General features: G+C 55.4%; 23 protein-coding genes. 3 read left to right on the forward strand and 20 right to left on the reverse strand.

All coding sequences use genetic code 11. From position 1 onward, the window contains the following. Positions 1–197 precede the first annotated feature (197 nt). Entirely contained in the window at positions 198–962 is a 765-nt protein-coding gene (locus tag ACTCIA_RS09170; RefSeq protein WP_463001511.1) for a pseudouridine synthase, read from the reverse strand. Positions 963–1021: 59 nt separating this feature from the next. Between ACTCIA_RS09170 and galE the strand changes: the two genes are divergently transcribed. Then, positions 1022–2041, forward strand: a complete 1020-nt coding sequence (gene galE / locus ACTCIA_RS09175) for a UDP-glucose 4-epimerase GalE (protein WP_463001512.1) — start codon at positions 1022–1024, stop codon at positions 2039–2041. A gap of 3 nt (positions 2042–2044) precedes the next feature. Here the strand turns inward: galE and ACTCIA_RS09180 are convergent, their stop codons facing one another. From ACTCIA_RS09180 to ACTCIA_RS09195, 4 genes are read right to left on the reverse strand one after another with little or no spacing between them, the layout of a single operon-like run. Next, entirely contained in the window at positions 2045–3010 is a 966-nt protein-coding gene (locus tag ACTCIA_RS09180; RefSeq protein WP_463001513.1) for a hypothetical protein, read from the reverse strand. A gap of 17 nt (positions 3011–3027) precedes the next feature. Continuing rightward, a complete protein-coding gene (locus ACTCIA_RS09185) occupies positions 3028–3510 on the reverse strand; it encodes a prepilin-type N-terminal cleavage/methylation domain-containing protein (protein WP_463001514.1) in 483 nt (160 codons plus the stop codon). An 8-nt stretch (positions 3511–3518) separates the two neighbouring features. After that, positions 3519–4007, reverse strand: coding sequence for a type II secretion system protein (locus tag ACTCIA_RS09190; RefSeq protein ID WP_463001515.1), 489 nt, complete (start codon positions 4005–4007; stop codon positions 3519–3521). Continuing rightward, positions 4004–4480, reverse strand: coding sequence for a pilus assembly FimT family protein (locus tag ACTCIA_RS09195; RefSeq protein ID WP_463001516.1), 477 nt, complete (start codon positions 4478–4480; stop codon positions 4004–4006). Before ACTCIA_RS09195 ends, ACTCIA_RS09190 begins: the two co-directional genes overlap by 4 nt. 439 nt (positions 4481–4919) lie before the next feature. Between ACTCIA_RS09195 and ACTCIA_RS09200 the strand changes: the two genes are divergently transcribed. Then, a complete protein-coding gene (locus tag ACTCIA_RS09200) occupies positions 4920–6992 on the forward strand; it encodes a tetratricopeptide repeat protein (protein ID WP_463001517.1) in 2073 nt (690 codons plus the stop codon). Positions 6993–7060: 68 nt separating this feature from the next. Here ACTCIA_RS09200 and ACTCIA_RS09205 read toward each other — a convergent pair whose 3' ends face one another. The 8 genes from ACTCIA_RS09205 to ACTCIA_RS09240 form a co-directional block, all read right to left on the reverse strand. Then, positions 7061–7450, reverse strand: a complete 390-nt coding sequence (locus ACTCIA_RS09205; RefSeq protein ID WP_463001518.1) for a type II secretion system protein — start codon at positions 7448–7450, stop codon at positions 7061–7063. Positions 7451–7609: 159 nt separating this feature from the next. Then, complete coding sequence (locus tag ACTCIA_RS09210) at positions 7610–8824, reverse strand: type II secretion system F family protein (protein WP_463001519.1); 1215 nt, start codon at positions 8822–8824, stop codon at positions 7610–7612. 12 nt (positions 8825–8836) lie between these two features. After that, entirely contained in the window at positions 8837–10543 is a 1707-nt protein-coding gene (locus tag ACTCIA_RS09215; protein ID WP_463001520.1) for a GspE/PulE family protein, read from the reverse strand. Between the two features lie 9 nt (positions 10544–10552). Next, positions 10553–12112 (reverse strand): AAA family ATPase, encoded by a 1560-nt coding sequence (locus ACTCIA_RS09220; RefSeq protein WP_463001521.1) that lies wholly within the window; start codon positions 12110–12112, stop codon positions 10553–10555. Between the two features lie 23 nt (positions 12113–12135). After that, entirely contained in the window at positions 12136–13653 is a 1518-nt protein-coding gene (pilQ, locus tag ACTCIA_RS09225) for a type IV pilus secretin PilQ (RefSeq protein ID WP_463001522.1), read from the reverse strand. Positions 13654–13873: 220 nt separating this feature from the next. Further along, entirely contained in the window at positions 13874–14365 is a 492-nt protein-coding gene (locus ACTCIA_RS09230; RefSeq protein ID WP_463001523.1) for a hypothetical protein, read from the reverse strand. Positions 14366–14384: 19 nt separating this feature from the next. Further along, the gene (locus ACTCIA_RS09235) at positions 14385–14927 is read right to left on the reverse strand and encodes a hypothetical protein (RefSeq protein ID WP_463001524.1); all 543 of its coding nucleotides are present in this window, start codon (positions 14925–14927) and stop codon (positions 14385–14387) included. Position 14928: 1 nt separating this feature from the next. Next, the gene (locus ACTCIA_RS09240; RefSeq protein ID WP_463001525.1) at positions 14929–16719 is read right to left on the reverse strand and encodes a hypothetical protein; all 1791 of its coding nucleotides are present in this window, start codon (positions 16717–16719) and stop codon (positions 14929–14931) included. Positions 16720–16924: 205 nt separating this feature from the next. On the opposite strand from ACTCIA_RS09240, the gene ACTCIA_RS09245 reads away from it, so the two are divergent. Next, positions 16925–17665, forward strand: coding sequence for an SDR family oxidoreductase (locus ACTCIA_RS09245; RefSeq protein ID WP_463001526.1), 741 nt, complete (start codon positions 16925–16927; stop codon positions 17663–17665). A gap of 181 nt (positions 17666–17846) precedes the next feature. On the opposite strand, the gene nqrF is transcribed toward ACTCIA_RS09245, so the two are convergent. The 7 genes from nqrF to nadB form a co-directional block, all read right to left on the reverse strand. Further along, positions 17847–19064: an NADH:ubiquinone reductase (Na(+)-transporting) subunit F gene (gene nqrF, locus ACTCIA_RS09250; RefSeq protein ID WP_463001527.1), complete on the reverse strand. Its 1218-nt coding sequence runs from the start codon at positions 19062–19064 to the stop codon at positions 17847–17849. Between the two features lie 12 nt (positions 19065–19076). Beyond that, entirely contained in the window at positions 19077–19685 is a 609-nt protein-coding gene (nqrE, locus tag ACTCIA_RS09255) for an NADH:ubiquinone reductase (Na(+)-transporting) subunit E (RefSeq protein WP_463001528.1), read from the reverse strand. A 12-nt stretch (positions 19686–19697) separates the two neighbouring features. Beyond that, on the reverse strand, positions 19698–20321 hold the full coding sequence (locus tag ACTCIA_RS09260) for an NADH:ubiquinone reductase (Na(+)-transporting) subunit D (protein WP_410267916.1): 624 nt from the start codon (positions 20319–20321) through the stop codon (positions 19698–19700). Then, positions 20318–21064 (reverse strand): NADH:ubiquinone reductase (Na(+)-transporting) subunit C, encoded by a 747-nt coding sequence (gene nqrC, locus ACTCIA_RS09265; protein ID WP_463001529.1) that lies wholly within the window; start codon positions 21062–21064, stop codon positions 20318–20320. Before nqrC ends, ACTCIA_RS09260 begins: the two co-directional genes overlap by 4 nt. Continuing rightward, a complete protein-coding gene (locus ACTCIA_RS09270; RefSeq protein WP_463001530.1) occupies positions 21057–22253 on the reverse strand; it encodes an NADH:ubiquinone reductase (Na(+)-transporting) subunit B in 1197 nt (398 codons plus the stop codon). The genes nqrC and ACTCIA_RS09270 overlap by 8 nt, the downstream gene beginning before the upstream one ends. 3 nt (positions 22254–22256) lie before the next feature. After that, a complete protein-coding gene (locus tag ACTCIA_RS09275; RefSeq protein WP_463001531.1) occupies positions 22257–23609 on the reverse strand; it encodes a 4Fe-4S dicluster domain-containing protein in 1353 nt (450 codons plus the stop codon). A 142-nt stretch (positions 23610–23751) separates the two neighbouring features. Beyond that, entirely contained in the window at positions 23752–25377 is a 1626-nt protein-coding gene (gene nadB / locus ACTCIA_RS09280; protein WP_463001532.1) for an L-aspartate oxidase, read from the reverse strand. Positions 25378–25380 lie beyond the last annotated feature (3 nt).

Here is a 25380-nt window from a genome sequence, read left to right on the forward strand (position 1 = left end):
GAAACTTTGCACACAGTCGGCCATGATGCCGGCCCGGGGGTGGTTTGCGAGTCGCATTGAGCGCGCAAGCGGTCAGCAGGGAGCAAACCGCCACCGGGTGGGCATCATGCGAAAATTATAAAACCAAGCACGAAACAGCAACTTTTTTGATGGCGCCATCCTTGTTGCCCTGCGGAAATAAATGGCGTATAATTAAATCAGGTCAGCAAGGGAAGAAGGGGCTGTGGAATGTGTTTGACCGCGGCCGCGCGCCAGCCAAAGCTGTTTAGAACATGGCAGAAACGAGCGTCAAGAGGAGCGTCAATGGTGATTGCCGCACCCGTGAATGGATGGTCAAACACCACCCGGACCGCTGCCAGCAAAAGCCGGGAGCAGTTGAAGGTTTTGGCAAAAAACCGGTTGTGCCGGCCGTCTCCGTGGGGCTGGTCTCCGATGACCGGATGGGAGATATGATGCAGATGCCGCCGGATCTGATGGAGCCGCCCGGTTTCCGGACGGGCCAGGACCAGTGAATAGCGGCTGGTGGGATACCGGCTTACCGGGTAGGGCAGTTCAATGGTGCCCAGGCGCAAAAACCGGGTGAGCGCGGGCTGGATGGTGTTGGTGCGTTTTTTCTTGTCCCGGTATTTGGCCAGGGGTTTTTCAATGATGCCCGATTCCGGTGCCCATCCCCGGACCACGGCCAGGTAGAACTTGCTGACCCGGCGTTCTGAAAAGCATTGGGCCAGGTGTCCGGCGGCCCCGGGGTAAAGCCCGAAAATCAGGACTCCGGATGTGGGCTTGTCCAGGCGGTGTACAGGGTAGACATGGCAGCCCACCTGGTCGCGCACCATCTGGAGGGCAAACCGGGTGTTTCTGTGTACCAGGCGGCTTCTGTGCACCATGAGCCCGGCCGGCTTGTTGACGGCCACAAAATGCGTGTCCATGTAAAGGATTTCCATGGACCGGTTTTTATCAGCCAAATCCTGATTTTGCCAGATCCAAATGCATAATCAGGCAAAATGTCAAAAAGGGATGTTTTATGAAGATTCTGCTTACCGGCGGGGCCGGATACATCGGCACCCACACATGTGTTTCACTCATTGATGCCGGTCACAAGCCTGTGGTGGCCGACAATCTGGTCAATGCCAGCGCCGAAGCGGTCCTTCGGGTGGAAAAAATCACCGGCACCCGTGTGCCGTTTTATCAAACAGATCTGCGCAACAAGACGGAGTTGAGAGAGATCTTTGACAATGAACAGATCGAATGCGTGATACATTTTGCCGGGTTAAAAAGCGTTGCCGAATCCGTGCAAAAACCCTTGTCCTATTATGACAACAACCTGGGGGCAACCCTTGCACTCTGCGAGGTCATGGCGGAATTCGGGGTCAGGGATCTGGTTTTCAGCTCTTCTGCCACGGTCTATGGCAGCCCGGACCAGGTACCCATTAAAGAAGACGCCCCGGTTGCGCCCTTTAACCCTTACGGCCGCACCAAGCTGATGATCGAGCAGATTTTAAAAGATCTCAGCGCTGCAGACCCGCGCTGGAACGTGGCCCTGCTGCGGTATTTCAACCCGGTTGGCGCCCATGTCAGCGGGCTGATCGGAGAGGACCCGGCTGATATTCCCAACAACCTCATGCCCTATATCAGCGCCGTGGCTGTGGGCCGGCTGGCTGAAGTGCAGGTGTTTGGCAATGATTATCCCACCGCCGACGGCACGGGCGTGCGCGATTACATCCATGTCATGGACCTGGCAGACGGGCATGTCCGGGCCCTGGAAAAGCTCTGGCAAAACTGCGGCTGTGTTACCTACAATCTGGGCACGGGACAGGGCTATTCCGTGCTGGAAATGATTGCCGCATTTGAAAACGCCTGTGGCAAAAAAATCCCCTACCGCATCACGGGCCGCCGGCCCGGCGATATCGCCGAATGCTATGCCGACCCCGGCCTTGCCCAAAAGGAGCTCAACTGGCAGGCCAAGCACGGCATTGACCGAATGTGTGCTGATACCTGGCGCTGGCAGTCCATGAATCCGGAGGGGTATCAACAGGGGAAATAGAGCCTATTGGAATTCAATCCCGGTGAGGCCGAAGTGCCTGTTTTGACCATTGGCAATATTGGTAATGGTAAAGCTGTCAAATGGTGAAATGGATGTTATGATTGCAGACGCATCGTTGATATCTGCGATGTTTATGTTTTGCATGTCAATTGTGACCCCTTCTGACATGAACCGTATTTCGGCCCTGTCGCCAGGGCCGAAACCGGAAAAGTAAAGCGTTAGTTCCGTGTAGGCCGGATTGCCGGGAAATGAGAATGTCAAGCTGTCGTCCTGGGCAATAACCGCCCCGCCGTCAAAGAAGTCATAGTCAGTACCAATAGAACCGTATAATTGACTGTATCTGAGCAGGCCGGTGGCAGTGATTGTTGTCAGCTGCCGCCCCTGTTGGTCATATAAAATCAGTTCTTCTCCATCCCAGGTATAGCCAGGACTTTCGGGGGTATCCTTCCGAATAATATAAGATAATGGGAAAAAAATGTCGATGTTCTGGTCCCTGAAAAATATGGGGCCCCCGGGAGGGCCGGGTCCGCCGCCATTGATCTCAGCCTCCCCGGTTACAACAAAGGCGGCCTCCCAATCGGTTCCCTCCTGCCCCCGTGCTTCGGAAACAATGTGATACAAATCGTTTTCGTTGGTGTCTTGTGTCACGGTAAGAATAAAACGGCCGTTTTCCAGGTTGAAAGGCGTCTGGTTGATCTGGCCGTTTCTGAATTGGTTTCTTGTTCCCGGGTCCTCAGCTTCAAGGGCGCTTGCCGCGTAATCCAGCCCGGACTGGGCCAGATGCCGGGCCTGATCCGCGGGGTTGTATCCCAGCTCCCCCATGGTGGAGGATGTGGTCAGGGAAACAATGGCAGCACCCAGAATCCCGGCTGTCAGGATTACAGCGATCAGGTATAAAAGAACCGCCCCGTCCTGGCTGCAAGCAAAAGCTTTTTTCAGTGATCCGGTGTTTGCGGTTTTGAAAAGCATGGGTTCCTTTTATGATGCTACCGATGGGCCACAGCGGTTGTAAAAGTTTTTTCCACCTGATTTTCACCCTGCATGCCCAGGACAATTTCAATCATCTGACTGTTTGGCCGGGAGACCTCAAACCGGGTGACCCGGTCGGTGAGCACCCGGCCCTGCTGCAGCGGCCCGTTGAGAGCCAGTCTCAGTGTGTTTTGGTTGCCCTGGACACCGATGTTGTTGTTGTCAATGTTTTGGCCGTCCGGATATGCTGCGTCATAGTTGATCCGGCTGCCGCCCCCCCGGATATTGACATTTTCGGCATAATTGAGTTCCACGGATATACGGGTCAGGGCCACCTGGGCTTTCTGGGTCAGGTGCGCATTATCCCGTGCCCACTGGTGGCTGTCAATCATATGAACCAACGCCATGGCGCCAAGAACGCCAAGGCTGCCAAGAATCAGCAGAACCACGATGATTTCGATCAGCGTAAAACCTTTTTTGTCAGGAAATGATCCGACCATTGAGCGCTTCATTGTCTGTGGTATGGGAAGTAATAGGTTAGAGACTCGCCCGGATTCTCCAGGCTTTGCAAACGGACTTTGAGCAGGCAGTCAAGGGAATTCGGGTCATCGCAGTCTGTTTCATTGTATTGGGTTCCGTTTCGCTGCATCATCACCATCCGGGTGTCTTCGACTGATGCAATGGTCCCGTCAATAATGCCGGCTAAACTGTTCTCAAATGCATCCATGGCCGCCACGCTGTCGGGAGGATTGTTTCTGTATGCGGAAACAACTGCTGACATTTCAGCGGAGAATTGCACCGCGTGATTCAGGTCTTCCATGGGCCTGTGGCTGCCCGTTAATGCCGGACCGGCAAACGGGGCAACAATGGCTGCCATCAGGCCGAGCACCATGATCACGATGATCAGTTCAATCAGAGTCACGCCCTGGTTTTTGCCGTCCGGGAACCCCGGAGGAAAGCCTGTGTAAAATTTTGGATCCGGGTTTTTGCGGTTCATGGGACAAAGCCCGTATTTGCGGTAATTGTAATGGTTTTGGAGCCGACATCAATGTTTTGATCATTTGCCGCCGGCTGACCACTGCCGTCTATGGGAATGCCCCGGCCACTGCTGAAGGTTACCGTGGAAGCCGGGCTGATGGTTGCATTTTCGAGGTTTTTTGTGGCCCCGGTCTCGCCCGGCAGGCGGATCGGGGCGGTGGTGCCGTTTTTTTGCAGGGTATAGGCGCTGTTGTTGATTGCAATGCCCCAGGTTTGCGTATCTCCCATGGCCCGGAGCTGGGCATAGCGCAAGTGGGATTTCAGGGTGCCGGCTGCGGCCGTGTCTGCGGCGTCTGTGTCCCAATACCGGGAGGCGGCCACTGTTGTCAAAATGGCCAGGATCACCAGCACGGCCACGATTTCCAGTATGGTAAATCCGGCTGCAGACAGGTCGAAAAACGGCCCCGGAGGGCTTGGTTTTTTGGGGGGCATGGATTTACCTGCCATATTTGCTGATATTTTTTTGATCGGCGTTTGACCTGCCGTCTGTGATTGTATAATTTAAGGACGCGGCTTTAATGGTTTTGTAAAACGCTTTTTCCCCGTCCGATGGCTTTGAAAAAAGCAAGTCCTGGGCCCGGGGTCGGTTTTTTTGCTCCTGACCGTTTACGAATGGTCCAATTGCATTTATTATATCCATTTTAAAAATCCGGCCGGCTGGACACAAGAAATTTGAAATTTTCCGTAAACGCTCAATGTCGCTTCAAAAACCGACCCCGGTCCCGGACTTGCCCGGCACTTTGTTTTTCGCACAAAACATGCAAAACCCGCCGGAAAAGACATTTTCCGATTTTGTTCGGTTTTGGGAATTATACGTCATTGTTGGTTATCGGATCAAGAAGGAATGTGTGAAAAAACCTGAAAGGATGGTATGGACCGGCACAATGATTTTTTTGCGGTAAATCTGAGCATATCCGGGAAGGCAAAGACTTATACCACGGCCATGGGGCTTGTTTTCGTGCTGCTGGCTGTAGTGTATGCCAACAGCTTTTACGGAACCTGGATATTTGATGACGCGCCCAATATCCTGGACAACAAAAACGTGCACATGGAGCAGCTCGACTGGCCGTCTGCTGAAAAATCCCTTTACAATTTAAACCATCAGCTCAAACGGCCCCTTGCCTTTTTGAGCCTGGGGCTGAATTATTATTTCGGCCAGACCGATCCCTGGGGCTATCATCTGGTCAATTTTGCCGTTCATGTGCTGGCGGCCTGGTTTTTGTTTCTGCTGATTGCAAAAACCCTTCAATTGCCGCAGCTAAAAGATGCTTACGGCCGGCATGCCTATTTTATCGCCCTTGCGGCAACGGTTTTCTGGGCTGTCAATCCCGTGCAGGTCACGGCGGTGACCTATATTGTCCAGCGCATGGCCTCCATGGCCGGGCTTTTTTATGTCATGGCCATGTATTTTTATGTTACGGCCAGAACATCCCAGGGCCGGGGCAAAAAGACGGCATTTTTTGCCGCCGCTGTGTTGTCCGGGATTTTCGCCATGGCTTCCAAGCAGAATGCGGCCATGCTGCCGGTATCCCTGTTTTTCTATGACCTGTTTCTCATCCAGGGTGTCAGCCGCAGCAGTTTGCGCAAAAACCTCGTCTTTGCAGCCATCCCCCTGGTTCTTCTGGCCGCCATGGCTGCGGTGTACACGGATTTTTCCAGCCTGCTCCAGGGCTATGAAAAAAGGCCCTTTACCCTGGAACAGCGCCTGCTCACCCAGCCCCGGATTCTGTTTTTTTATATATCCCAGCTGTTGTATCCCACCGCAGACCGCCTGGCCTTGATCCATGAGGTTCAAATATCCACGGGGCTTTTGTCCCCGTTCACCACCCTGGCCGCCATTGCCGGCATTGCCGCGGCTGCGGTGTTTGCCTTTGTGCGCAGCGCCAAATATCCCTTGTTGTGTTTCTGTATCCTGTTTTTTTTGATCAATCATGTGATTGAAAGCAGCATTATCCCCCTGGAGCTGATCTATGAGCACCGCAATTACCTGCCGTCCATGTTTTTTTTCGTGCCTGTGGCGGTTTTCATGGCCCGGGCCATGGATTATTTTTCCTACCGCCGGGGGCTGCAGGCCGCCATTGCCCTGGCCGCGGTCCTGGTCTGGGCCGGGCAGGGCCATACCGTGTACATGCGAAACCAGCTTTTTGCTGACCCGGTGGCCCTTTGGGCAGACAACGCCCAAAAAGCCCCGGGCTTGAGCCGGGTGCACACCAACCTGGGCAGTGCCCTGTTTGAAAAAAACGATTATAAAGGGGCCTACGAGAGTTATTTGCTGGCCAAAGATGCCGATTATTTTCATAATCCATCAAACCAGGGTGTTTTATATTATAATCTGGGCCGGTATTACTTTCATGCGGATCAGAATACGGAAAAAGCACTGGTGCATATAAAAAAAAGTCTGGAAATGTACCCCGGCAACTGGCGGGCCTGGTACTATGCCGCTCTTTGTGAGACATCCCTGGGCCGTTATGAAACTGCGCACAGTTATGCGGACACAGCCGTCTCCAGATGGCCGGAAAAAGAAACCCTGCATTATGTTAAAGCATTGTCACTGCTAAAGCAAAGCGACTATGAAGCTTGCATTCAGGCCGCCCGGCAGGCCCTTGAAAAAGATCTGCCCGAGGGGCGTTTTTACAAGCTTATGGGCGTGGCTTATCTATATGAGGGCAAGCCGGATGCGGCAGTCAGGCTGCTGGAATTGGCTGAAGACCGGATGCCGGGCAATGTTGAACTGATGTCGGCTTTATTGGAGGCATATGAACAAACCGGAGATGTTGCTGCAAGAAATCAACTTGTACAGGAATTGTTTTGTGAAAAGGAAGAAACCGCCTGGAGAAATTTTTTCAATAATATTGCAGCGGAAAATGATTTAAACGCCTATGAATTCGATCCAGAGAAGCTTAGGTCGATAATCGGTAAGAGCAAGGACGTGTTGTTGCGTTGAAAATGAAACAGCCGCAATCGCCAGAATGGCAAATGCGGCTGTTTGAGTTCTTGGATCGTTTTATCTTTTTACTGCGCGCTTACATAGCATTCTTCGGTCGGATTTGTTGTATCCGTTGTTTTCAAAAGTGTAAACTTGGCAAATGGAGAGTTAGTACTAGAACTGCCGAGATCGAATCTTTCGCCATCCCAGTCTTCGACAAGGCTTGCCGCGCCAGTACATCCTGTAACATCAATGCCATCGGTTCCGCCAGTAAGTTTGTATTTGGCAAAATTCATTGCGCTGCCGGAAGATAAGCTGGAAGCCTGTGCATTGACGGCTGCTTCGTCAGCCTCTTCTGTCAGATCCACGTATTTGGGCACGGCCACTGCAGCCAGGATGCCCAGGATGATGAGCACGGCGATGATTTCGATCAGGGTAAAGCCGTGCTGGTTGGCCACGGGGTTTGTTTTTTTCATGAATACCTCCAAATCTTTGGTTAAATTTTGTTTTGTGTATACAAATTTTACGATATTTTAGCAATATATTGGAAATCCATATGGTTGTCAATGGCTTTTTGGAAGGCCACTGCAGGGCATGTCACCGGGAGGCCTTTATCAGCATGGGTTTGCCCGCAGCTAAACCATCTTGACCAGATCCCACATGGGCAGAAAAATGGCCAGGGCGAAAAACCCCACAACAGCGGCCAGCGCCACAATGAGCACCGGTCCCAGGGCTTCGGCCATGCGGCCCACGGCATATTCCACCTCGTCGTCATAATGGATCGCCACCTGGTTTAGCATGTCATCGAGATTTCCGGATTCCTCGCCAATGGCCACCATGCTCACCACCATGGCCGGAAAGAACCTGGCGTTTTCAAGGGGCCCGGAAATGCCCCGGCCTTCTCGCAGCTGCTGCTGGATTTGTTCAAATTCCCGGGAAATGGCGCTGTTTCCGATGGTGCCGGCCAGAATCTGAAGCGCATTTAACACCCCCACACCGCTTGTCTGCAAAATGGCAAAAATGGATGCAAACCGGGCCATGGCCCCTTTTTGAAACACCGGCCCCAGAATGGGAAGTTTCAGCAGAAAATAGTCCCGGAAATACCGGCCCTGATCGGTTTTGATATAAAAATACAGGGCCGTGCCAACCGCTGCCAGAACCCCGAGGCTCAAGGGCCAGTAGACCACCAGCCACTGGTGCAGGGCCAGACAGATGCGTGTGGGAAGGGGCAGATCGATGTCTGCATTTTGAAAAATGGTCACAAACCTGGGCACCACAAAGGTCAGCAGGAATAGAAACGCGATAAACAAGGTGATCATCACAATCACCGGATACTGCATGGCGCTTTTGATGTCGGATTTGACCTTGTGCTCGTGTTCCAGAAGATAAATAAGCCGGTCCATGACCTCGGTTAACCGGCCGCTGGCCTCCCCGGCCTGGACCATGGAGCAGTACAGGGGTGAAAAAATCCGGGGATGGTCCAGGAAGGCTTCTGTGAGCGATTTCCCGGTCTGGATTTCCTCCCCCATGAGACCGGCGGTTTTTTTGAGTTTAATGTTTTCGGTCTGGTCCTGCAGGATAGCCATGAGCCGGGTCATGGGAATGCCGGCGTTAAAAAGGGTTTTAAACTGCTTGCTGAAAATGATCAGATCCGGTGTCGTCACCCTGGAAAGACGCAAATTGATTCTTTCCGTCAAAGATTCTGTCGCCCCGTTTGCCCGGGCAACGATTTTTATGGGGATCAGGCCCTGGGCCGCCAGCTTGTCCCCGGCGTCCCGGGGGTTGTCGGCCTCGATTGTGCCGCTGGTTTTGGCGCCGGTTTCGTTGATGGCCTTGTAGGCATAATGCATAAGCTGTGATTCCTATACCATGACCACGGAAAGGGCTTCTTCAACCGTGGTTTGCCCCTGGCAGACCTTTTGGGCCGCATCCTCGCGCAGGGTCCGCAGTTTTCCGGCCCGCACCAGGGCCTGGTTGATTTCCCCGGCAGAGGCTTGCTTCATGATCATGTCCCGGACCTGATCATCTGTGCGCAGGACCTCAAATACCGCAGTGCGGCCCCGATAGCCCGTGTCCATGCACTTGTGGCATCCCTTGCCCTTCAAAAAAGTGCACCCGGAAACGTCCTGGATGCCAAGGGACTGCAGGCCCTGCGCAGACGGGGTATAGGGCCGTGCACAGTCCGGGCACACCCGGCGGACCAGTCGCTGGGCAAAGGAGACCAGCAGGGTGGATGCGATCAGAAAAGGCTCCACGCCCATGTCCATGAGCCTTGCAATGGCGCCGGCCGCATCATTGGTGTGCACGGTGGACAAAACCCGGTGGCCGGTCATGGCCGCCTGCACGCCGATTCTTGCAGTTTCTGCATCGCGCATCTCCCCGACCATGATCACGTCCGGGTCCTGGCGCAGAATGGAGCGCAGCCCCGAGGCAAAGCTCATGCCGGCCCGGGTGTTTAACTGGACCTGGCGGATGCCTTCCACCCGGTATTCCACCGGGTCTTCCAGGGTGATGATGTTGATGTCAGCCTGGTTGATCCGCCTGAGAATGGCATATAAGCTGGTGCTTTTGCCAGAGCCCGTGGGGCCGGTGGACAGGATCATGCCATAGGGCCGGATAACCGCATCCTCCATTTTTTCCCTGTCATCTGCACTCATGCCCAGGTCATCCAGAGTGTAGGTGCCCGCGTTCATGTCCAAAAGGCGCAGCACCACATTTTCCCCGTAAATGGTGGGAATGCACGAGGCCCGGATATTGATTTCCCGGCGGTTCATGGTGACCGTAAACCTTCCGTCCTGGGGGATTCGGGCAACAGAGATGTCCATGTTGGAAAGAATCTTGATGCGCGAGACCAGGGCGGGCATGAGTTTTTTGGGCGGGGCCGGCACTTCCCGCAGCCGGCCGTCGATACGGAACCGGGCCTGGACCCGGTTTTTTTCCGGGCTTAAGTGAACGTCACTGGCCTTCTGGTTGACCGCCTGGGCGATAATGGAGTTGACCAGCTTGATCACGGGCGCCTGGTCGGCCTGGGTCTCCAGGGTGTGGATGTCGGTGTCCGCATTTGCCGGGACGTCATCTGCGCCGTGAACTGCGGTGATATCATCGTCCACGCTTTTGATCACGTCATCCATGCCCCGGTATAAACCGTAGACTGCGTTGTACGCCTGCTCAAAATCGGCCTCAGTGCAGACCACCGGTTCGATTTCCAGATTGGTGGCCACTTCCAGGGAATCCAGGGTGTCAATATCAAGGGGGTCTGGGGTGGCTACCCGAAGCACATTTCCGAGCTTTTCCACCGGAACCACGCCCTTGTTTTTGGCGGTATCCGCATCAATGATCTCAGCCAGTCCCAGATCCAGAGGATAACTGGACGGATCATAGCGGTCAATTCTGAGCTGGCGGCTTAGCATGTTGACAATATCGTCTTCCCGGCAGATGTTTCTGTGTACCAGAAACTGGCCCAGCTTCTGCCCGGCGGCCTTTTGCTCCTGCAGGGCCCGGGAGAGCTGGTCTTCGGAAATAAGTTTTTCTTCAATGAGCATTTCGCCCAGGCGTTTTTTCTTCCGCAAAATAGGATCCTATCTGTTTGTTGCGCCTTGACCCGCAGAAAGCAGGAAAAGCCCGTCTTTTTTTAAATCCAGGATAAAGGGCGGTTTTTCTGTTTCCGGGCCGAGCGTCTCCATTGCTGCCGCAGCCCGGTCCCGGGTTGGAAAGCTTTGCCTGTGCACGACCGCATGGCAGATTCCGGATTCCGGATCCCAGTAGCTCAACACCCGCAGGCTGTTGTCTGCTTTGGTCCGGGCCAGCCTGTAGACCGGGTCCAGGGTGTCAGATGTTTTCTGTGCGATCCAGAAGCGCTGTTTGGACTGCGGCTGCAGCGCGCCTGCCGCCGGCAGCCGGATCTCCTGGCCGGGCCGGATCTGGTTTGGGTCCTTGATATGCGGGTTTAACCCGAGAACCGTTTCCACAAAAGCTCCCGGGTTTGAAGTGCCGTAAATCAGCCCGATCATTTCCCAGAGGTTGTCGTTTTCATTGATCCGGATGCGGCCCAGCACTTCGGGCGGGGGCTTGTTCCCAAGCCGCATTCCTTGATCGGCCGGCGGGGATGCTTTTTCCGGGGTATGGGTCTGATGTGCTCCAGGCACATGGGCTTCTGACACTGCCGGAACACGTTGCCGGTTTTCCGGGCCGGAAAATACCGGCCAAAGGGCGTATGCACCCATGCCTGCGGCAATCAGGCAAATTGCGGCTGTCCCGGCAAGGGTTTTGATTCCGGGCCTGAACCGCCCGGGGGTCTGTTTTCTGACATGGGCCAGGCCCGCGGCCGCCCGGCTGACAAGGCCCGGATCCACCCGTGTGCCGCCTTTGATGAGCAAAAGCAGCAGGACGTGGTGGCCCAGGTGAATGATGGTTCTGGGATATCCCCGGCTGATCCGGTGAATCCGGGAAACCGCCCTTTTGGTAAAATAAGGGCCTGCGCCCTGTTTGGGACTGCTGCCGGCCTTTTTGAGGCGGTGGGCGATCAGTTCTTTTGTCTCTCTGCGATCCAGGGGTTCCAGGCGGTGGAAAAGGGCGATGCGGTCGGCAAAACCGGGGTGTGCATCCAGCAGGTCATGGATTTCGTTCTGGGCAAAAATAACGATCTGGAGCAGCTTGGAGTCATTGGTTTCATAGTTTAAAAGTTCGCGCAGAAATTCCGCGCACCCGGCGGGCAGTTTCTGGCCCTCGTCGATAATGAGCACAATGTTTTGATTGTGATTGACGCCGGCTTCAAACAGATGGTTTTTGATCATCTCCTTGTGCTCGGCTGCAGTGGCGCAGGAGCGGGCCGATTTTACCCCGTTTGTCATCTCATTGATTGCTGCGGCAAAATCCTGGGTGCTGTCATATCCCGGATCCAGCACCAGGTGCACATCCATTTCAGCGTCATCTGCCAGGGTGCGGATCAGCTGGCGGCACAGGGTGGTCTTGCCCGTGCCCACCTCCCCGCAGACAATGCAAAGGCCCCGGCGCAGCCGTATGGCAAGCTCCACTTTCTGCAAACACTGGGTGTGCCGGGTGGAGTGATAGAAAAAATCCGGGTCCGGGGTATTGGCAAAGGGTTCTTTTTCCAGTTGAAACAGTTTGAAATAATCCATTGCTGCAGTGCCCGTATTCGGCCTTACTGTGTTTTGGTCCCCAGTATGGTGAGGGTGATAAAAATCATGAACTCCTGCATTTCCTCGCTTTTTTCCGTACCCTTGAAAAGCCGGCCGAGCAGGGGGATGTCTTTTAGCACCGGCACTCCGTTTTCCAGATCTGATATGGTCTGTTTGGACAGCCCGGAGATCACGATGGTCTCCCCGTTTTCCACCACCAGGTTGGTTTCCGTGTCCTTGGCCCGGATCACGGGGTTTCCTTCCACGGTTCGGGTGAAATCCACCTCGTCGTTTTTGACATTGATGCGCATGCGCATGTGTTTTCCGTCAATGATATGCGGGGTGACTTCCAGGCGCAATACCGCGTCTTCAAACTCCACTTCCGGACGGCCCTCGTCATCGGTGGTTTCAAAGGGGATCCGTTCGCCGTGCTCGGTGTAGGCGGTCTGATTGTCCATTGTTGTAATGGAGGGGCTTGACAGGATGTTGAGCTGGCCCTCCTCCTGCAGGGCCAGCAATTGGGCGTATAAAATGTTTCCCCCGAACCGTCCGGCCGCAACCCCCAGGGAAAGCCCGGCTTCCGGGTCGATAAAGGATTCTTCGGGTGCCCGGGGCTCGCCGGTGATGCCGAAATCGTCAAATGTGCCCGCAGAAGTGATATACCGGCCGCTCCAGCGCATGCCCAGCTCTTTTGCGGTTTCCTGGTTGGCTTCAACAATGTTGGCCTCAATGAGAATCTGGGACCTGGGCTTGTCCAGGGTCTGGATCACCTGGTGCATCCGGTTGATATCATGGCGGCTTGCCTGCAGCACAAGGGAGTTTGTGCCGGTATCCACGGAAATAGCACCGCGTTGGTCTTCACCGTTTTGCCGGGGAAGAAACTTGGTGAGCACTTCGCTTAATTTTTCGGCATCCGCGTAATTGATCCGGATGATCCGGCTGACAATGGGGCCGGCCCTTTGGGCGTCATCCTTTTGGTTTTCCACTTGCTGGAGCAGACCGGAAAGGGCCAGCTGCTTTTCCAGATCCGCCATGCTTTGAATGCGGATCAGATCGCCCTGCCGGCTCCAGGTCAGGCCCCGGGAATCGAGAATGCTTTGAAATGCCTGATTCCAGGCGATATTTTCGATGTTGACACTCATGGTGCCGTCAACGGTTTCGTTTACCAGGATATTGATGTCAGCGCTTTTGGCCATGGCCCGCAGTACTGCGGCCACAGGGGCGTTTCTTAGATGCAGGGTCACTTTTTGATCCGGCAGCATCGCTTTTGCGGCTGCTTGGGGGACGGGATCAGCGTCTTTCATCCGGCCGTCGATTTCCATGGTCTCCCGTTTTTCCACCCGGGGGGAATAGCCCCTGGACTGTTCGGCCTTTTCCAGCCATTGGCGGGTGAAATCCGTTTTTTCAGGCGCAGTTTTTTTCTCCGGAGAGCCTGCACAGCCCTGCAGGCATAAAAGCAGCGCTGCAGCCAGCAGTCCTGCAAAAATCAGGACCCGGCCGCCGGGTCTGCGGGGAAAATTTGTTGCCTTATCCTGCTGCATAAACAAAAATCTCCTAAAATTTCAGCTTCCAGGCATGCCCTGCGGTCGGGGTTGGGTTTTTGAAGCGACATTGAGCGTTTTTACGGAAAAATTCAGCAAATGCCGGAGCGTGAAAATTTCAAACTGTTTGAGGCCGACAGGCCGAGTTTTTGAAATTTTAGCGAAGGCATTTGCTGAATCCGTAAAAACGGTCAGGAGCAAAAAACCCAACCCCGACCGCTTACCGATTACCCTGGCTATCCCTGTAAAAAACCGTGGCCTGCTCTCCGGTATCCGGGAACCAGAGCACCACCTTTTCCGGCGAAATCCGGTCCACCACAGCCCCTCTGGTTTCAATTTTTTCTCCCGGCGCGTATTCCACTCCGTTGATAATGGCCATCTCGAAATTGCCGGCTTTGAGATAGCCGCTGTATCGAAACCCTTCTGTGTCCGGATTTTCCTGTGGGCCGGTATTGACCGGGTATTGGTTTTCCGGCATTTGGTAAAAGGGATCATTTTCCCACTGCTGTCCGGCAAGTTCGATGATACGGGCCCGGGCCGGCTCCAGTTCGGCCTGCTGGATTTGTTCGGAAACCTGCCGGGCTGTCTGTTGCGCCGAATCCAGTCCGGATTCGGGCCTTTCCGGGTCCAGCCCGGAAAACAGCAGTTCAAATCCGCCGTATAACAGGGCGGCGATCATGAGTCCCACCAGTATTTTTTCCCTTTTGGCCATTGGTTGTGCCTGGCGTTGCTTATTGGAGTGAAATCCAGAAACCCATCCGGTATTCCGGATACTGTGTGCCGCTTTTTGCCTCCAGCCATTGAATGCGCTCAAATTCGGGTGCCATGAGCATGCGGAGCAAAAAATTTCTTAGATCTGCATAATCGCCCTCAAATCGGCCGCTTATCATCAGGCTGTCGTCGTTGCCCTTCATGGATCCCGGCTCCGGAGAAAAAACCGGGTTTTTCATGCCCGCGGCCCGGGCCATGGATTCAAAAACCCGGGAGGCATTGTCAATGCCCGGCACCCGTGCTTTGCTTTTGGCTGCAGTCCCTGTCACGGCCGGGGGAAGCCTGGTGTCCCGGGCCTGCTGTTTGAGATCCTGGTATAAGGGATGGAAAATTTGCTGCTTTTCAATCTCTGCTTCCAGATGCCGGGCCTTTTTTCGGGTTTCAGCGGTCTGCTGCCGGGCCGGAAGTATGCCGGCGGCGATCATGGTGCCAAGCACCACGGCACTAAACAGGATGTAAGCCAGGGATCTTCTGTTTGCACGGATTTGAAGCCACTGTTTCATATCACAAGCCTGAAATCTTCATGTTCAGGGTAAACCGGTATACATTTTCACCGGAAGCCAGGGTTTCTGACCCGCTTTTTGTCACAACCGGGTCATTGAACACGGCCGAGCGCCGGAGGGTGAGCAGGTATCCGGTAAGCCGGGTTTCATTCATGGCCGGGTCATTTGGGACAAAGCCGTCTATGATCAGATCCGGACCACCGGAGTCCCCGCCCCCTGAACCTTGCGGGGAGAAACCTCCCAGGCGCACGGACAGCAGTTTGATGCCCTCGGGTGTCATGCGGCTGATTTCCCTGAAAACCGCCACGGGATAAAGTTTGCGGCTGTATTGGCGAAGCTCGTCTTTTTTCCCCTGGATCTCTTCGGTCAGCTCGATGAGATCCGCTGCTGAAAGCCTGGGTGAAAACGCTTCCAGTTTTTGTTCAATGGCTGCGGTCTTGTCCCTGGCCTGCTCCAGTTTGTCTATGGTAGACCACCACCAGGCGGCCGTGGCCACAAACAAGAGTGCGCATCCGGCAGCCACCGCATTGGTGCTGCGCATGGCCCGCTTTTCCCGGTCCATGTCCATGGCGGTATGCAAAAAGTTGATCGTGTCCGGCCCGGGCATGGCCATGCCCATGGTAGAGACAAGACTGGTCCGAACCTCCGGGTCTGAAAAAATGGGTTCCGGTCCGGCGGCGGCCGCATGATCCGGTATATCCATGATCACAGCCCGGATGGCCAGCTGTTCGTTGAAAAATTCCGCAAGCCCGGGCAGCCGGGCGATTGCGCCACAGATGTAGATGCATTCCGGTGCGGGATTGCCCTGCACGTTGACCGAATGATCGATGGTTCTTTCCAACTGCCGGGCGATTCGTTCCAGGGCCGGCTGGATTTTTTCCAACAGGTCGGCATCAGTCGATCTGGCAGGCTGGTGCAGGAATTGTGCTGCTTTTTTCCGTTCAGTTGCAGTTGCGGGCTCCGCTTCTGCTTCAGCCGGCCCCTGGCTTGCGGCGCTGGCTGCCAGGGCGTCAAGAATGCTGTCTCTTCCGGTTTTGATCACCCGTTTAAACAAGGGAATGTGCCGGCCGTGGGTTTCAATGTAGGAGGAATCCTCGCCGATATAAAGGACCGCATAGGCTTCTTCACCGGGATTGAGCCAGTTGCGGGCCAAAAGGTTTTGTATGGAAAATGCCGGCAATGTGATGCCGGCAGGCGGGTATCCGGCTTTTGAAAAAATTTTTTGATACATGCGGATATCGCGCACAGATGCGATGCAGACCTCCGCAGCCAGCTTTTGGGTCTGGTGGCCGGCTGCCTGATCCCGGATCCGGTAATCAAAAAAATACTCGTTTTCGTCAAAGGTCCGCTCCTTTCTGGCAGACCAGTAGACCGCGTTGGTCAGGCTCCTTTTGACCCTGGGGACCTCCACATTCCAACTTTCGCCCCGGGAAGGCGGCAGGCCGATCCACAGGCGGGATTCTTTTCCGGGATCAATGCGTTGAAGTTGGGTTTTGAGAAATGAGGGCAATTGGGGGTGTTCAAGGTCCATGTCTTCCGGGAAGGCAGTCTGCATGGCCTGTACCGGGTGCCAGCCGGATTTGTCCCGGCCCATGCGCACCATATTTATGGTATCCCGGAAAAATTCAACCCCTGTGACATCTTTTGCCCCTGAGGACTGCAGCTTTGTCCGGATCCGCTGCCACAGGCCGGGCGGAGGAGTGTCTGCAACCGGGTTGACCGGTCCGGAATCTTTGCTGCGGATAATGTTTAATAGTTTTTCTGTGGAGGAAATGTCCTTTTCCGCTGCCAATATGCAATTCTCCGGTGCAGGCGGCACTTGCCCGGTGCCGCTCGCGTATCATCAGACCCGCTGGATCAAAAAGGGACAAAAAAATATGCAATTTGAAAAAATCTGTAAAAAATCAATGTTGTTGTGTTAAATAAGACAAACATGGCGGTTGTGTCAACGCTTTTGTGGCTTTGCGGGTTTTCAGACATTCTCACAGGAGGTTTGCATGACAAAAAAAATTTTTATCACCGGCGCGTCTTCAGGGATCGGCCGGGCCGTGGCCCTGGAGATGGCGGCACGCGGATATGGCCTGGCTCTGGCGGCCCGGCGGGTGGAAAACCTGGAACAGCTGCGCGATGAAATCAAGCAAAAAAAAATAAGCGTGCCCGTGGCTGTCCGGGCCCTGGATGTGGCCGATACAGACCGGGTGGCGCCGGTTTTTGCCGAGCTGGCAGAAGAACTCGGGGGTGTGGATATTGTTTTTGCCAACGCAGGTGTGGGTTTGGGCGAGCGCATCGGGGGAAACGAGTTTGACAAGGCCCGCAAAACCGTTGCGGTCAACCTGATAGGTGCCATGGCCACGGTGGATGCGGCTGTGGCCTATTTTCTGGCCAGGGGCGGCGGGCACGTGGTGGGCATCTCCTCTGTGGCCGCCCTGCGGGGCATGCCCAAAAGCTCGGCCTATTCGGCCTCCAAGGCCGGCATTGCGGTTTATCTCGAAGCTTTGCGGGCTGAGACCCCGGGCAAAAACATTGATGTTACAGTGCTGTATCCCGGCTATATTGACACGCCCTTAAACAACATGCTCAAAAACCGGCCCTTTTTGATTTCCCTTGAAAAAGGCGCCCGGATCATTGCCGACCGGATCGAAAAAAAGACCCGATCCGCATTTGTGCCGGCCTGGCCCTGGGCCGTGGTGGCCAGACTGCTAAAGATCCTGCCCACCAGTGTTATCGCCCGGATGTAGGAGACTCTTTTCAAAGGCGTTCTGCCTGCAAAGCGAGCGATTTGGGACGGTTTTCGCATGTGGGGGGGCAGGTGTGATTTGTCTGTCTGCGGCTCGGTTTCGGCGATCGTCCCGGGGCTTTGGCTGGAATTTTAAAAACTCGGGCGGATCGCCCTCAGCCCCCACCACATGGCCGGCAGGATCAGAACTCGTCAAAGGCGATCATTTCGGGTTCCACGCCGTAGCTGTCCAGGGTCTCCAGACAGGCCCTTAGCATCATGGGCGGGCCGCAGAGATAGTATTCCACCTCCGAGGGATCCGGGTGGGACTGGAGAAAATGCGCCTCCAGGCTCTGGTGGATAAACCCGGTCATCCCGTCCCACTCGTCTTCGGGCAGGGGGTCGGACAAGGCCACGTGATAGGCGAAATGGTCAAATTCTTTGTCGAGTTTTTTGAACTCTTCGTCATAGAGCATTTCCTGGCGGTTTCTGGCGCCGTACCAGAAGGTCATGGGCCGGTGGGTTTTCACGGACAGCAGCAGCTGGCGGATCTGGCCGCGCAGGGGGGCCATGCCCGCGCCTCCGCCGATAAAACACATCTCCCGCCGGCTGTCTGCCACCCGGAAATCACCGAACGGACCGCTTAAGCTCACCCGGTCGCCGGGCTTGAGACTGAAAATATAGGATGAGCCCACACCCGGGGGTGCGCCGGGCTGGTCCGGCGGCGGGGTGGCAATGCGGATGGTAAACATCAGCGGATTTGCTTCAAACGGGGGATTGGCAAGGCTGTAGGCCCTGTATACGGGCTCTTCGCTCACAGCCTCAAGGCTCCACAGGTCATACTGGTCCCAGGCCTGCTTAAAGGGCTGTTCAATCTCAAAGTCGGAAAATGACACCTGAAAGGGCGGAATATCGATCTGCATGTACTGGCCGGCCTCAAATTCAATGGCCCGGTCCTGGTCGATGTTCACAGCCAGTTCCTTTATAAAGGTGCCGATGCTTTGATTGGAGGCCACGGTGCCTTCGTATTTTTCAATGGCAAAGATTTCCGGTGGAATTTCGATTTCCATGTCCTGGCGGATTTTTAACTGGCAGGACAGGCGCACGTTGTCCTGCTTTTCCCCCCGGGACAGATGGGGCAGTTCCGTGGGCAAAATATCGCCGCCGCCGGCAACCACCCGGCACTTGCACTGGCCGCAGGAACCGCTGCCGCCGCAGGCCGATGGCAGGTAGATCTGGTTTTGGTTTAGGGCCGCCAGAAGCGATGTGCCGGCTTTGGCTGAAACCGGGTTTTGTTTGTCCTCGTTGATGACGATCTGCTGCTGACCCTTGCGGGCCACCCGGGATTCCACGAGCAGCAGCAACGTCACCAGTACCAGAATGACCCCGGAAAATGTGCCGATGCTGATCAGGTAAATCAAGATCCCCCCGTGTTACATGGTAATGCCGGAAAACAGCATAAAGGCCATGGCCATCAGTCCGGTAACAATCATGGTAATGGCAAATCCCTCCAGCCCGCTTGGCAGATCCGCGTAGCGCAGCTTGATGCGCGCTGCGGCCATGGCCACAATGGCCAGCATCCAGCCCACACCCGCGCCAAAGCCGAAGACCACCGATTCGATAAAGGTCATGTTGCGCTCCACCATAAACAGCGAGCCGCCCAGAATGGCGCAATTGACCGCAATCAGGGGCAGAAAAATGCCCAGGCCCGCATACAGGGCAGCGGAGAACCGGTCGATGATTATCTCAATGGCCTGGACCATGGCGGCAATCACCGAGATAAATATGATGAGCTTTAAAAAGCTCAGATCCACATCCGGCAGCCCGGCCCAGGCCAGGGCGCCCGGTGCCAGCAGTCCGTGGAATATCAGCCAGTTAATGGGCGTTGTCACGGTGAGCACAAAAATAACCGCAAAGCCCAGGCCCACGGCGGTCTCGATGTTTTTTGACACCGCCACAAACGAGCACATGCCCAGAAAATAGGCCAGCAGAATGTTGCCGGCAAAAACGGAATTTAAAAACAGGCTGAGAAGTTCGACCATACCCTTTTTTCGCTATTTTCTTGAATTAACAAGGTATTTCTGTAGCCAGGCCATCAGCCCGATGATGATAAAGGCCGCAGGCGCCAGCAGCATTAGCCCCATGTCCTCGTATCCGGCCGCATACAGACGTTCGGGTACCACAGTGTATCCAAAAATGCTTCCCGAGCCAAACAGCTCCCGGATCAGGGCCACGCTCATCAGCACAGATCCGTAGCCCACCCCGTTTCCCAGCCCGTCAATAAATGCCAGGTGCGGGGGATTGGAAAGGGCAAAGCCCTCGGCCCGGCCCAGGATGATGCAGTTGGTGATGATCAGGCCCACAAATACCGATAAAAGCTTGCTGATTTCAAAATAATAGGCCCGCAGAAATTCGTCTGCCAGGATCACCAGGGAGGCAATCACCGCCAATTCCACGATAATGCGGATATTGCCGGGAATTACGTTTCGCAGCAGGGAAATGATCAGATTCGACAAGCTGACCACAAACGTCATGGCAAGGGTCATGACAAAGGCGGTCTTTAACTGCACGGTCACGGCCAGTGCCGAGCAGATGCCCAGCATCTGCATGTTAATGGGGTTTTCATACCAGGCCGGTCCGGCAAATGTCTTAAATGCTTTGGTACGGGTCAGTTTCATTTGTCCCCCGAGTCAGTTGGCTCCTGAAGACGACAGCTCAGGCGCTGTTTGCGAAAGCACAAAGATACCGGTTCATACCTGGAAAGGGTTTTTTCAAGCCCTTCGGAGAGATACCGGCCCGTGAGGGTGGCCCCGCTGATGCCGTCGACGTAATGGGGCTCTTTTTCCTCCGGCACCCGTTTGTCCACGTCTCCCTTGGCAATCTGCACGGCCACGAAACCCCCGGAGCGGTCCACGATTTTTTTGCCTTCAAAATTTTCCTGGAACCACTGTTTTTCGATTTCCCCGCCAAGGCCCGGGGTTTCGGAGTGCTCATAGACCGTAAAGCCGGCCACGGTGGAACCGTCGTTTTCCAGGGCCATGTAGCCGTAAATTTTGCCCCACAGGCCCTGGCTTTCAATGGGGATGATATAGTTTTCGATCTCTGCGTTTTTTGTATACAGATAGATGGTCAGAATCTGTCCGTCCTGCCCGGCCCCTTCTTCCGCGGGTTCTGCAATTTCGCCGGCGGCAGACACCCGGATTTCATCAATGTTTTTTTCGTATATGTCCCGGATCTGCTCAGGGGTGTAAGCCTTGTCCCGGGATGCCAGATCCACGGTGTAAAGGACGTTTTTCTGCCGGTCACTGAGCCGGTTTTTTTCCTGCATCGGCTGCAGCCCGGTTGCCGCGGCAGTCAGCAAAAGCCCGCAGACCAGGCACATGCCCAGGGCAAAGCCGATGGATTTGATGGTCTCAGGCATGGGGAATCCTTTTTTTTACCCGCAGCCGGATTTCGGTGTACTCCAGAAGCGGGGCAAACATGTTCATAAACAAAATCGCCAGCATCACGCCCTCGGGAAACGCCGGGTTGACCACCCGGATCAGCACGGTCAGCACCCCGATGAGAAAGCCGTAGATCCATTTGGCCCGGTCCGTGCCCGGTGCGGTGACTGGATCTGTGGCCATGTAGGCTGCTCCAAAGGCAAAGCCGCCGGCCACCAGGTGATAGAAGGGATTGACCGAAAACCAGGGCAGTGTGTTCGGGGATGCCGCCAGGTTGAGCAGGAATCCGGTGGCCAGAAGGCCGGCCACTGCTGCCAGTATGGTGCGGTAGCTGGCAATGCCGAGCAATATGAGAAGTCCGGCCCCCAGAAGAGCGCAAAAGGCTGATGTGCCGCCGATGGTTCCCGGGTACTGGCCCCAAAACAGGGTTGCAAAGGTGTAGCCCTGATCGGTGAGCATTTCCTGAATATTGTTAAACGGGGCCTGAAGTTCGGTCACAGCCAGGGGCGTGGGGCCGGTGACCGCATCCACGGCGCCGGCGGCTTTTTCTTTTGCCGCCACCCATACGGCATTTCCCGACAGCTGGGCCGGGTAGGCGAAAAAAACAAACGCCCTTGCTGTCAACGCCGGGTTAAACAGGTTTCTGCCGGTTCCCCCGAACACTTCTTTTCCGATAACCACCCCAAAGGTGATGCCCGCAGCCACCTGCCACAGAGGGATGGTCGGCGGCAGGGTCAGGGGAAAAAGCAGGCCCGTGACCAGAAATCCCTCGCTAATGGGATGTTTTCGGATGGCGGCAAACAAAAGCTCCCAGAAAAGACCCACTGCGTAGGACACCAGGATAATGGGCAGGACAATGCCCAGACCCGTGGTAAATGACGGCATAAACGCCGTGGACATCTCAGATGCCAGGCGGCTGTGGTATCCGGTGTTGTAGATGCCGAAAAGCAGCGGCGGGATCAGGGCCACGAGCACAGAGCTCATGAAACGTTTCAGGTCCAGGCTGTCGCGCACCAAAGGGCGGTTTTTGGTGGCCTCTGCGGGAAAGAAAAACACGTCTTCAATGGCTTCAAACAATGGGCCCAGTTTTTCCAGCCGGCCCCCGGACTCGAAATGCTTGCGGGGCGCGTCAAATATTTTGCGCAAATTTTTCTCAATCCATCCCATTGGCTAAATCCGCTGCCTGAAATAGGCCTGTTTGGTTTCCTGAAAGGTCTGGCACAGTTCGATTTTCGACGGGCACACATAGGAGCACAGCCCGCATTCCACACAGTCGAGCATGCCGTGGGAAAGGGCCTCCTCGATTTCCCCGGCCCGGATGCATTTATAGGTGAACTGGGGTAAAATGTTGACCGGGCAGGCCCGGGTGCAGTTGCCGCAGTTCACGCAGGCACGCCCGGATCCGTGCATGTCGGCATCCACGGGCAAAGGCCGGGGATTGAAAACAGACAGAAACGTGCGCGAGCACGTGGGCTTGTTCCATCCCGGCCGCATAAATCCCAACATCTCCCGCTTTGCCGATTCCGTGATAATGCCCACAGCGGTTTCATACAAGCCGAGATGAAAATCCGGACCGCTGGAATAGCCCCGGAACAAACCACCGGCAATCCATCTGCAGCCGGAGCTTTCTCCGGGATCGGCCAGAATGCCCAACGGTGCGCCGATGCGGGTATGCCGGTACCGGCCATGGACGGATTTTCCGGACACGGCCACCGTGCGCCGGACCGGAAATCTCCCGGTTTCCAGAAACTCGCCGAGCAGGCGCACATCCTGGCCGCCTGCAAACCAGGCATGATTGTCCTCCGGCCGGGTCTTGGCATGATAATGGACCACTGCCGGATCATCAAAGGGATATCCTCCTGAAACCCTGTGGGTGACCCGGCTTTCAATTTGTTCATCCCCAAGGGACGCATCCTTGGCGCAGCAGACAAACACATTGCTGCATAAAATTTCCAGGGCTTTGATGCCGGTCTGGAAAAAACGTTTGTCTTCAGGACTTTGCAGCCAGGTGTCCGGCGGCGGGTGAAACGGGTCCTGGTTGGTGGCCGCAATCCAGATGGCTGCAGGACTTTGGCCCGGATCTGCCACCTTCCGGTAGACAAGGTCCCGGATAAGCGGCCAGACCCCGCCTTTTAAAAGGATTTCCTTCAGCGCCCCGGCATTGAGCCGGCCGAGCTTATCGGCCGGATACGGGGTGAAATCTTCAGTGGTCTGCTCTTTGTCAAGCCGGATCACAATCTCGCGGATCACCCGCCGGGGACCGTAGACAATATCCTGGATTTCTCCGGCCCCGGGGGCGGCAAATACAATGTCAGTGTTTTGCTTGTCCTCGTAAAGCGGTGTGCCGATGCGCACCCGGTCGCCCTTGGATTTCAGCAGCCGGGCCTTTAGCAGGGGGATGCGTTCAGGCGCGGATGCCACGGTTTCGGGTTCCGGGGCACTGTCCACAAAGTGCTCCGGACGGCCGGCAATCTTGAGTCCGCAGGATATCTGGGCGCTTGCGCGTTTCATGGATGATTTCATTCTCCGGGTTTCCGCACTTTGCCGGCCGCGCCGGCAAGTACAATGGCCATGGTGTTTTTAAGTCCTGATTATTATAACTGCAATCCGGCTTTCCTGCAAAAAATTCCCGGAAAGGCATGCTTTGGGCCATGGCGCTGCCGGGTCATCCCACAAAGGGGCGGCGCAGCACCGTGTCTTTTTTCCAGCGCTGGTCGTTTTTATACGGATATGCGATGTTATAGTGCAGGCCGCGGCTTTCCTTTCGGTGCATGGCGCACCGGATGATGAGTTCGGCCACGATGGCGATGTTGCGCAGTTCAATGAGATTGGGGGTGACCTTGAAGTTCCAGTAGTATTCCTGGATTTCGTCGCTGATAATTTCGATTCTGCGCCGGGCCCGGGCCAGGCGTTTGTCCGAGCGGACGATACCAACGTAATTCCACATGAGCCTGCGGATTTCATTCCAGGTGTGGGTGATGACAATGGCCTCATCGCTGTCCATGGTTCCCATATCATCCCACACCGGAATATCTGCGATATCGGAAAAATCCGTGTCCCGGATTTCCTCTGCAGCCGTGAGGGCCGCCTGGTGGGCGTAGACCAGGCCTTCGAGAAGTGAGTTGCTGGCCAGGCGGTTGGCCCCGTGCAGACCCGTACAGGCGGTTTCGCCAATGGCGTAAAGGCGCTGGATGCTGGTTCTGCCGTGGATGTCCGTGGATACCCCGCCGCACATGTAATGGGCCGCCGGCACAACAGGAAGGGCCTGGCGGGTCATGTCAAAACCGAATTCCAGACATTTTGCATACAAATGGGGAAAGCGCGAGCGTACAAATTCCGGATCCCGGTGGGAGATGTCAAGAAACACGGCCTCATCGCCGCGTTTTTTGAGTTCCGAGTCAATGGCCCGGGCCACCACATCCCGGCAGGCCAGTTCTCGCTGGGGGGCATAGTCGGCCATAAAGGCGGTGCCGTCGGAGTTGCGCAAAATCCCGCCTTCTCCCCGGACGGTTTCGGAAATCAGGAAATTTTTTGCCTGCGGATGAAACAGGCAGGTGGGGTGAAACTGTACGAATTCCAGGTTTGCCACGGCCGCCCCGGCCCGGTAGGCCATGGCAATGCCGTCGCCTGTGGCAATGTCCGGGTTACTGGTATAGGAATAAACCTTGCCGGAACCGCCTGTGGCCAGCACAACGATGCCGGCCAGAAATGTGTGGATTTCACCGGTACCGCGTTTGAGCACGTATGCGCCAAAACATTGATCCTCGTGGCCGGTGATGGTCTGCCCGCGCTTTAGCCGGGTGGAGCGGGTGATCAGGTCAATGGCGATATGGTTTTCAAATATGTCAATGCGCTCATGATGCCTTGCCCGGTTGACCAGGGCTTCTTCCACGGCCCGGCCCGTAAGATCGTCGACATGCACGATCCGGTTAAATCCGTGGCCGCCTTCCCGGCACAGGTCCAGTTCCAGCCGGCCGTCACTGCTTTGGTTAAAGCCCACGCCGATTTCAGCCAGCTCCCGGATCCGGTCCGGGGCCGAGCAAACCACCATTTCCACAACGTTTTGGTTGCACAGCCCGTCGCCCGAGTCCAGGGTGTCGGCAACATGGGATTCAAACGTGTCATCCGGATCCAGCACCGCTGCGATGCCGCCCTGGGCGTAAACCGTGTTGCTGTCAGTGAGGCCTTTTTTGGTGACAATGGCCACCCGGCTGTGCTCGGCGGTTTTCAGGGCAAATAAAAGCCCGGCCACCCCGCTTCCGATGACCAGAAAGTCAAATCGGTGTTCCATAGA

It is taken from the genome of Desulfosalsimonas sp., assembly GCF_055149105.1.

Excerpts from the sequence above, each read along its gene's own strand:
- galE (WP_463001512.1), top strand. The coding sequence starts at position 1,022 with ATGAAGATTCTGCTTACCGGCGGGGCCGGATACATCGGCACCCACACA.
- ACTCIA_RS09180 (WP_463001513.1), bottom strand. The coding sequence starts at position 3,010 with ATGCTTTTCAAAACCGCAAACACCGGATCACTGAAAAAAGCTTTTGCT.
- ACTCIA_RS09185 (WP_463001514.1), bottom strand. The coding sequence starts at position 3,510 with ATGGTCGGATCATTTCCTGACAAAAAAGGTTTTACGCTGATCGAAATC.
- ACTCIA_RS09190 (WP_463001515.1), bottom strand. The coding sequence starts at position 4,007 with ATGAACCGCAAAAACCCGGATCCAAAATTTTACACAGGCTTTCCTCCG.
- ACTCIA_RS09195 (WP_463001516.1), bottom strand. The coding sequence starts at position 4,480 with ATGCCCCCCAAAAAACCAAGCCCTCCGGGGCCGTTTTTCGACCTGTCT.
- ACTCIA_RS09200 (WP_463001517.1), top strand. The coding sequence starts at position 4,920 with ATGGACCGGCACAATGATTTTTTTGCGGTAAATCTGAGCATATCCGGG.
- ACTCIA_RS09205 (WP_463001518.1), bottom strand. The coding sequence starts at position 7,450 with ATGAAAAAAACAAACCCCGTGGCCAACCAGCACGGCTTTACCCTGATC.
- ACTCIA_RS09210 (WP_463001519.1), bottom strand. The coding sequence starts at position 8,824 with ATGCATTATGCCTACAAGGCCATCAACGAAACCGGCGCCAAAACCAGC.
- ACTCIA_RS09220 (WP_463001521.1), bottom strand. The coding sequence starts at position 12,112 with ATGGATTATTTCAAACTGTTTCAACTGGAAAAAGAACCCTTTGCCAAT.
- pilQ (WP_463001522.1), bottom strand. The coding sequence starts at position 13,653 with ATGCAGCAGGATAAGGCAACAAATTTTCCCCGCAGACCCGGCGGCCGG.
- ACTCIA_RS09230 (WP_463001523.1), bottom strand. The coding sequence starts at position 14,365 with ATGGCCAAAAGGGAAAAAATACTGGTGGGACTCATGATCGCCGCCCTG.
- ACTCIA_RS09235 (WP_463001524.1), bottom strand. The coding sequence starts at position 14,927 with ATGAAACAGTGGCTTCAAATCCGTGCAAACAGAAGATCCCTGGCTTAC.
- ACTCIA_RS09245 (WP_463001526.1), top strand. The coding sequence starts at position 16,925 with ATGACAAAAAAAATTTTTATCACCGGCGCGTCTTCAGGGATCGGCCGG.
- nqrE (WP_463001528.1), bottom strand. The coding sequence starts at position 19,685 with ATGGTCGAACTTCTCAGCCTGTTTTTAAATTCCGTTTTTGCCGGCAAC.
- ACTCIA_RS09260 (WP_410267916.1), bottom strand. The coding sequence starts at position 20,321 with ATGAAACTGACCCGTACCAAAGCATTTAAGACATTTGCCGGACCGGCC.
- nqrC (WP_463001529.1), bottom strand. The coding sequence starts at position 21,064 with ATGCCTGAGACCATCAAATCCATCGGCTTTGCCCTGGGCATGTGCCTG.
- ACTCIA_RS09270 (WP_463001530.1), bottom strand. The coding sequence starts at position 22,253 with ATGGGATGGATTGAGAAAAATTTGCGCAAAATATTTGACGCGCCCCGC.
- ACTCIA_RS09275 (WP_463001531.1), bottom strand. The coding sequence starts at position 23,609 with ATGAAATCATCCATGAAACGCGCAAGCGCCCAGATATCCTGCGGACTC.
- nadB (WP_463001532.1), bottom strand. The coding sequence starts at position 25,377 with ATGGAACACCGATTTGACTTTCTGGTCATCGGAAGCGGGGTGGCCGGG.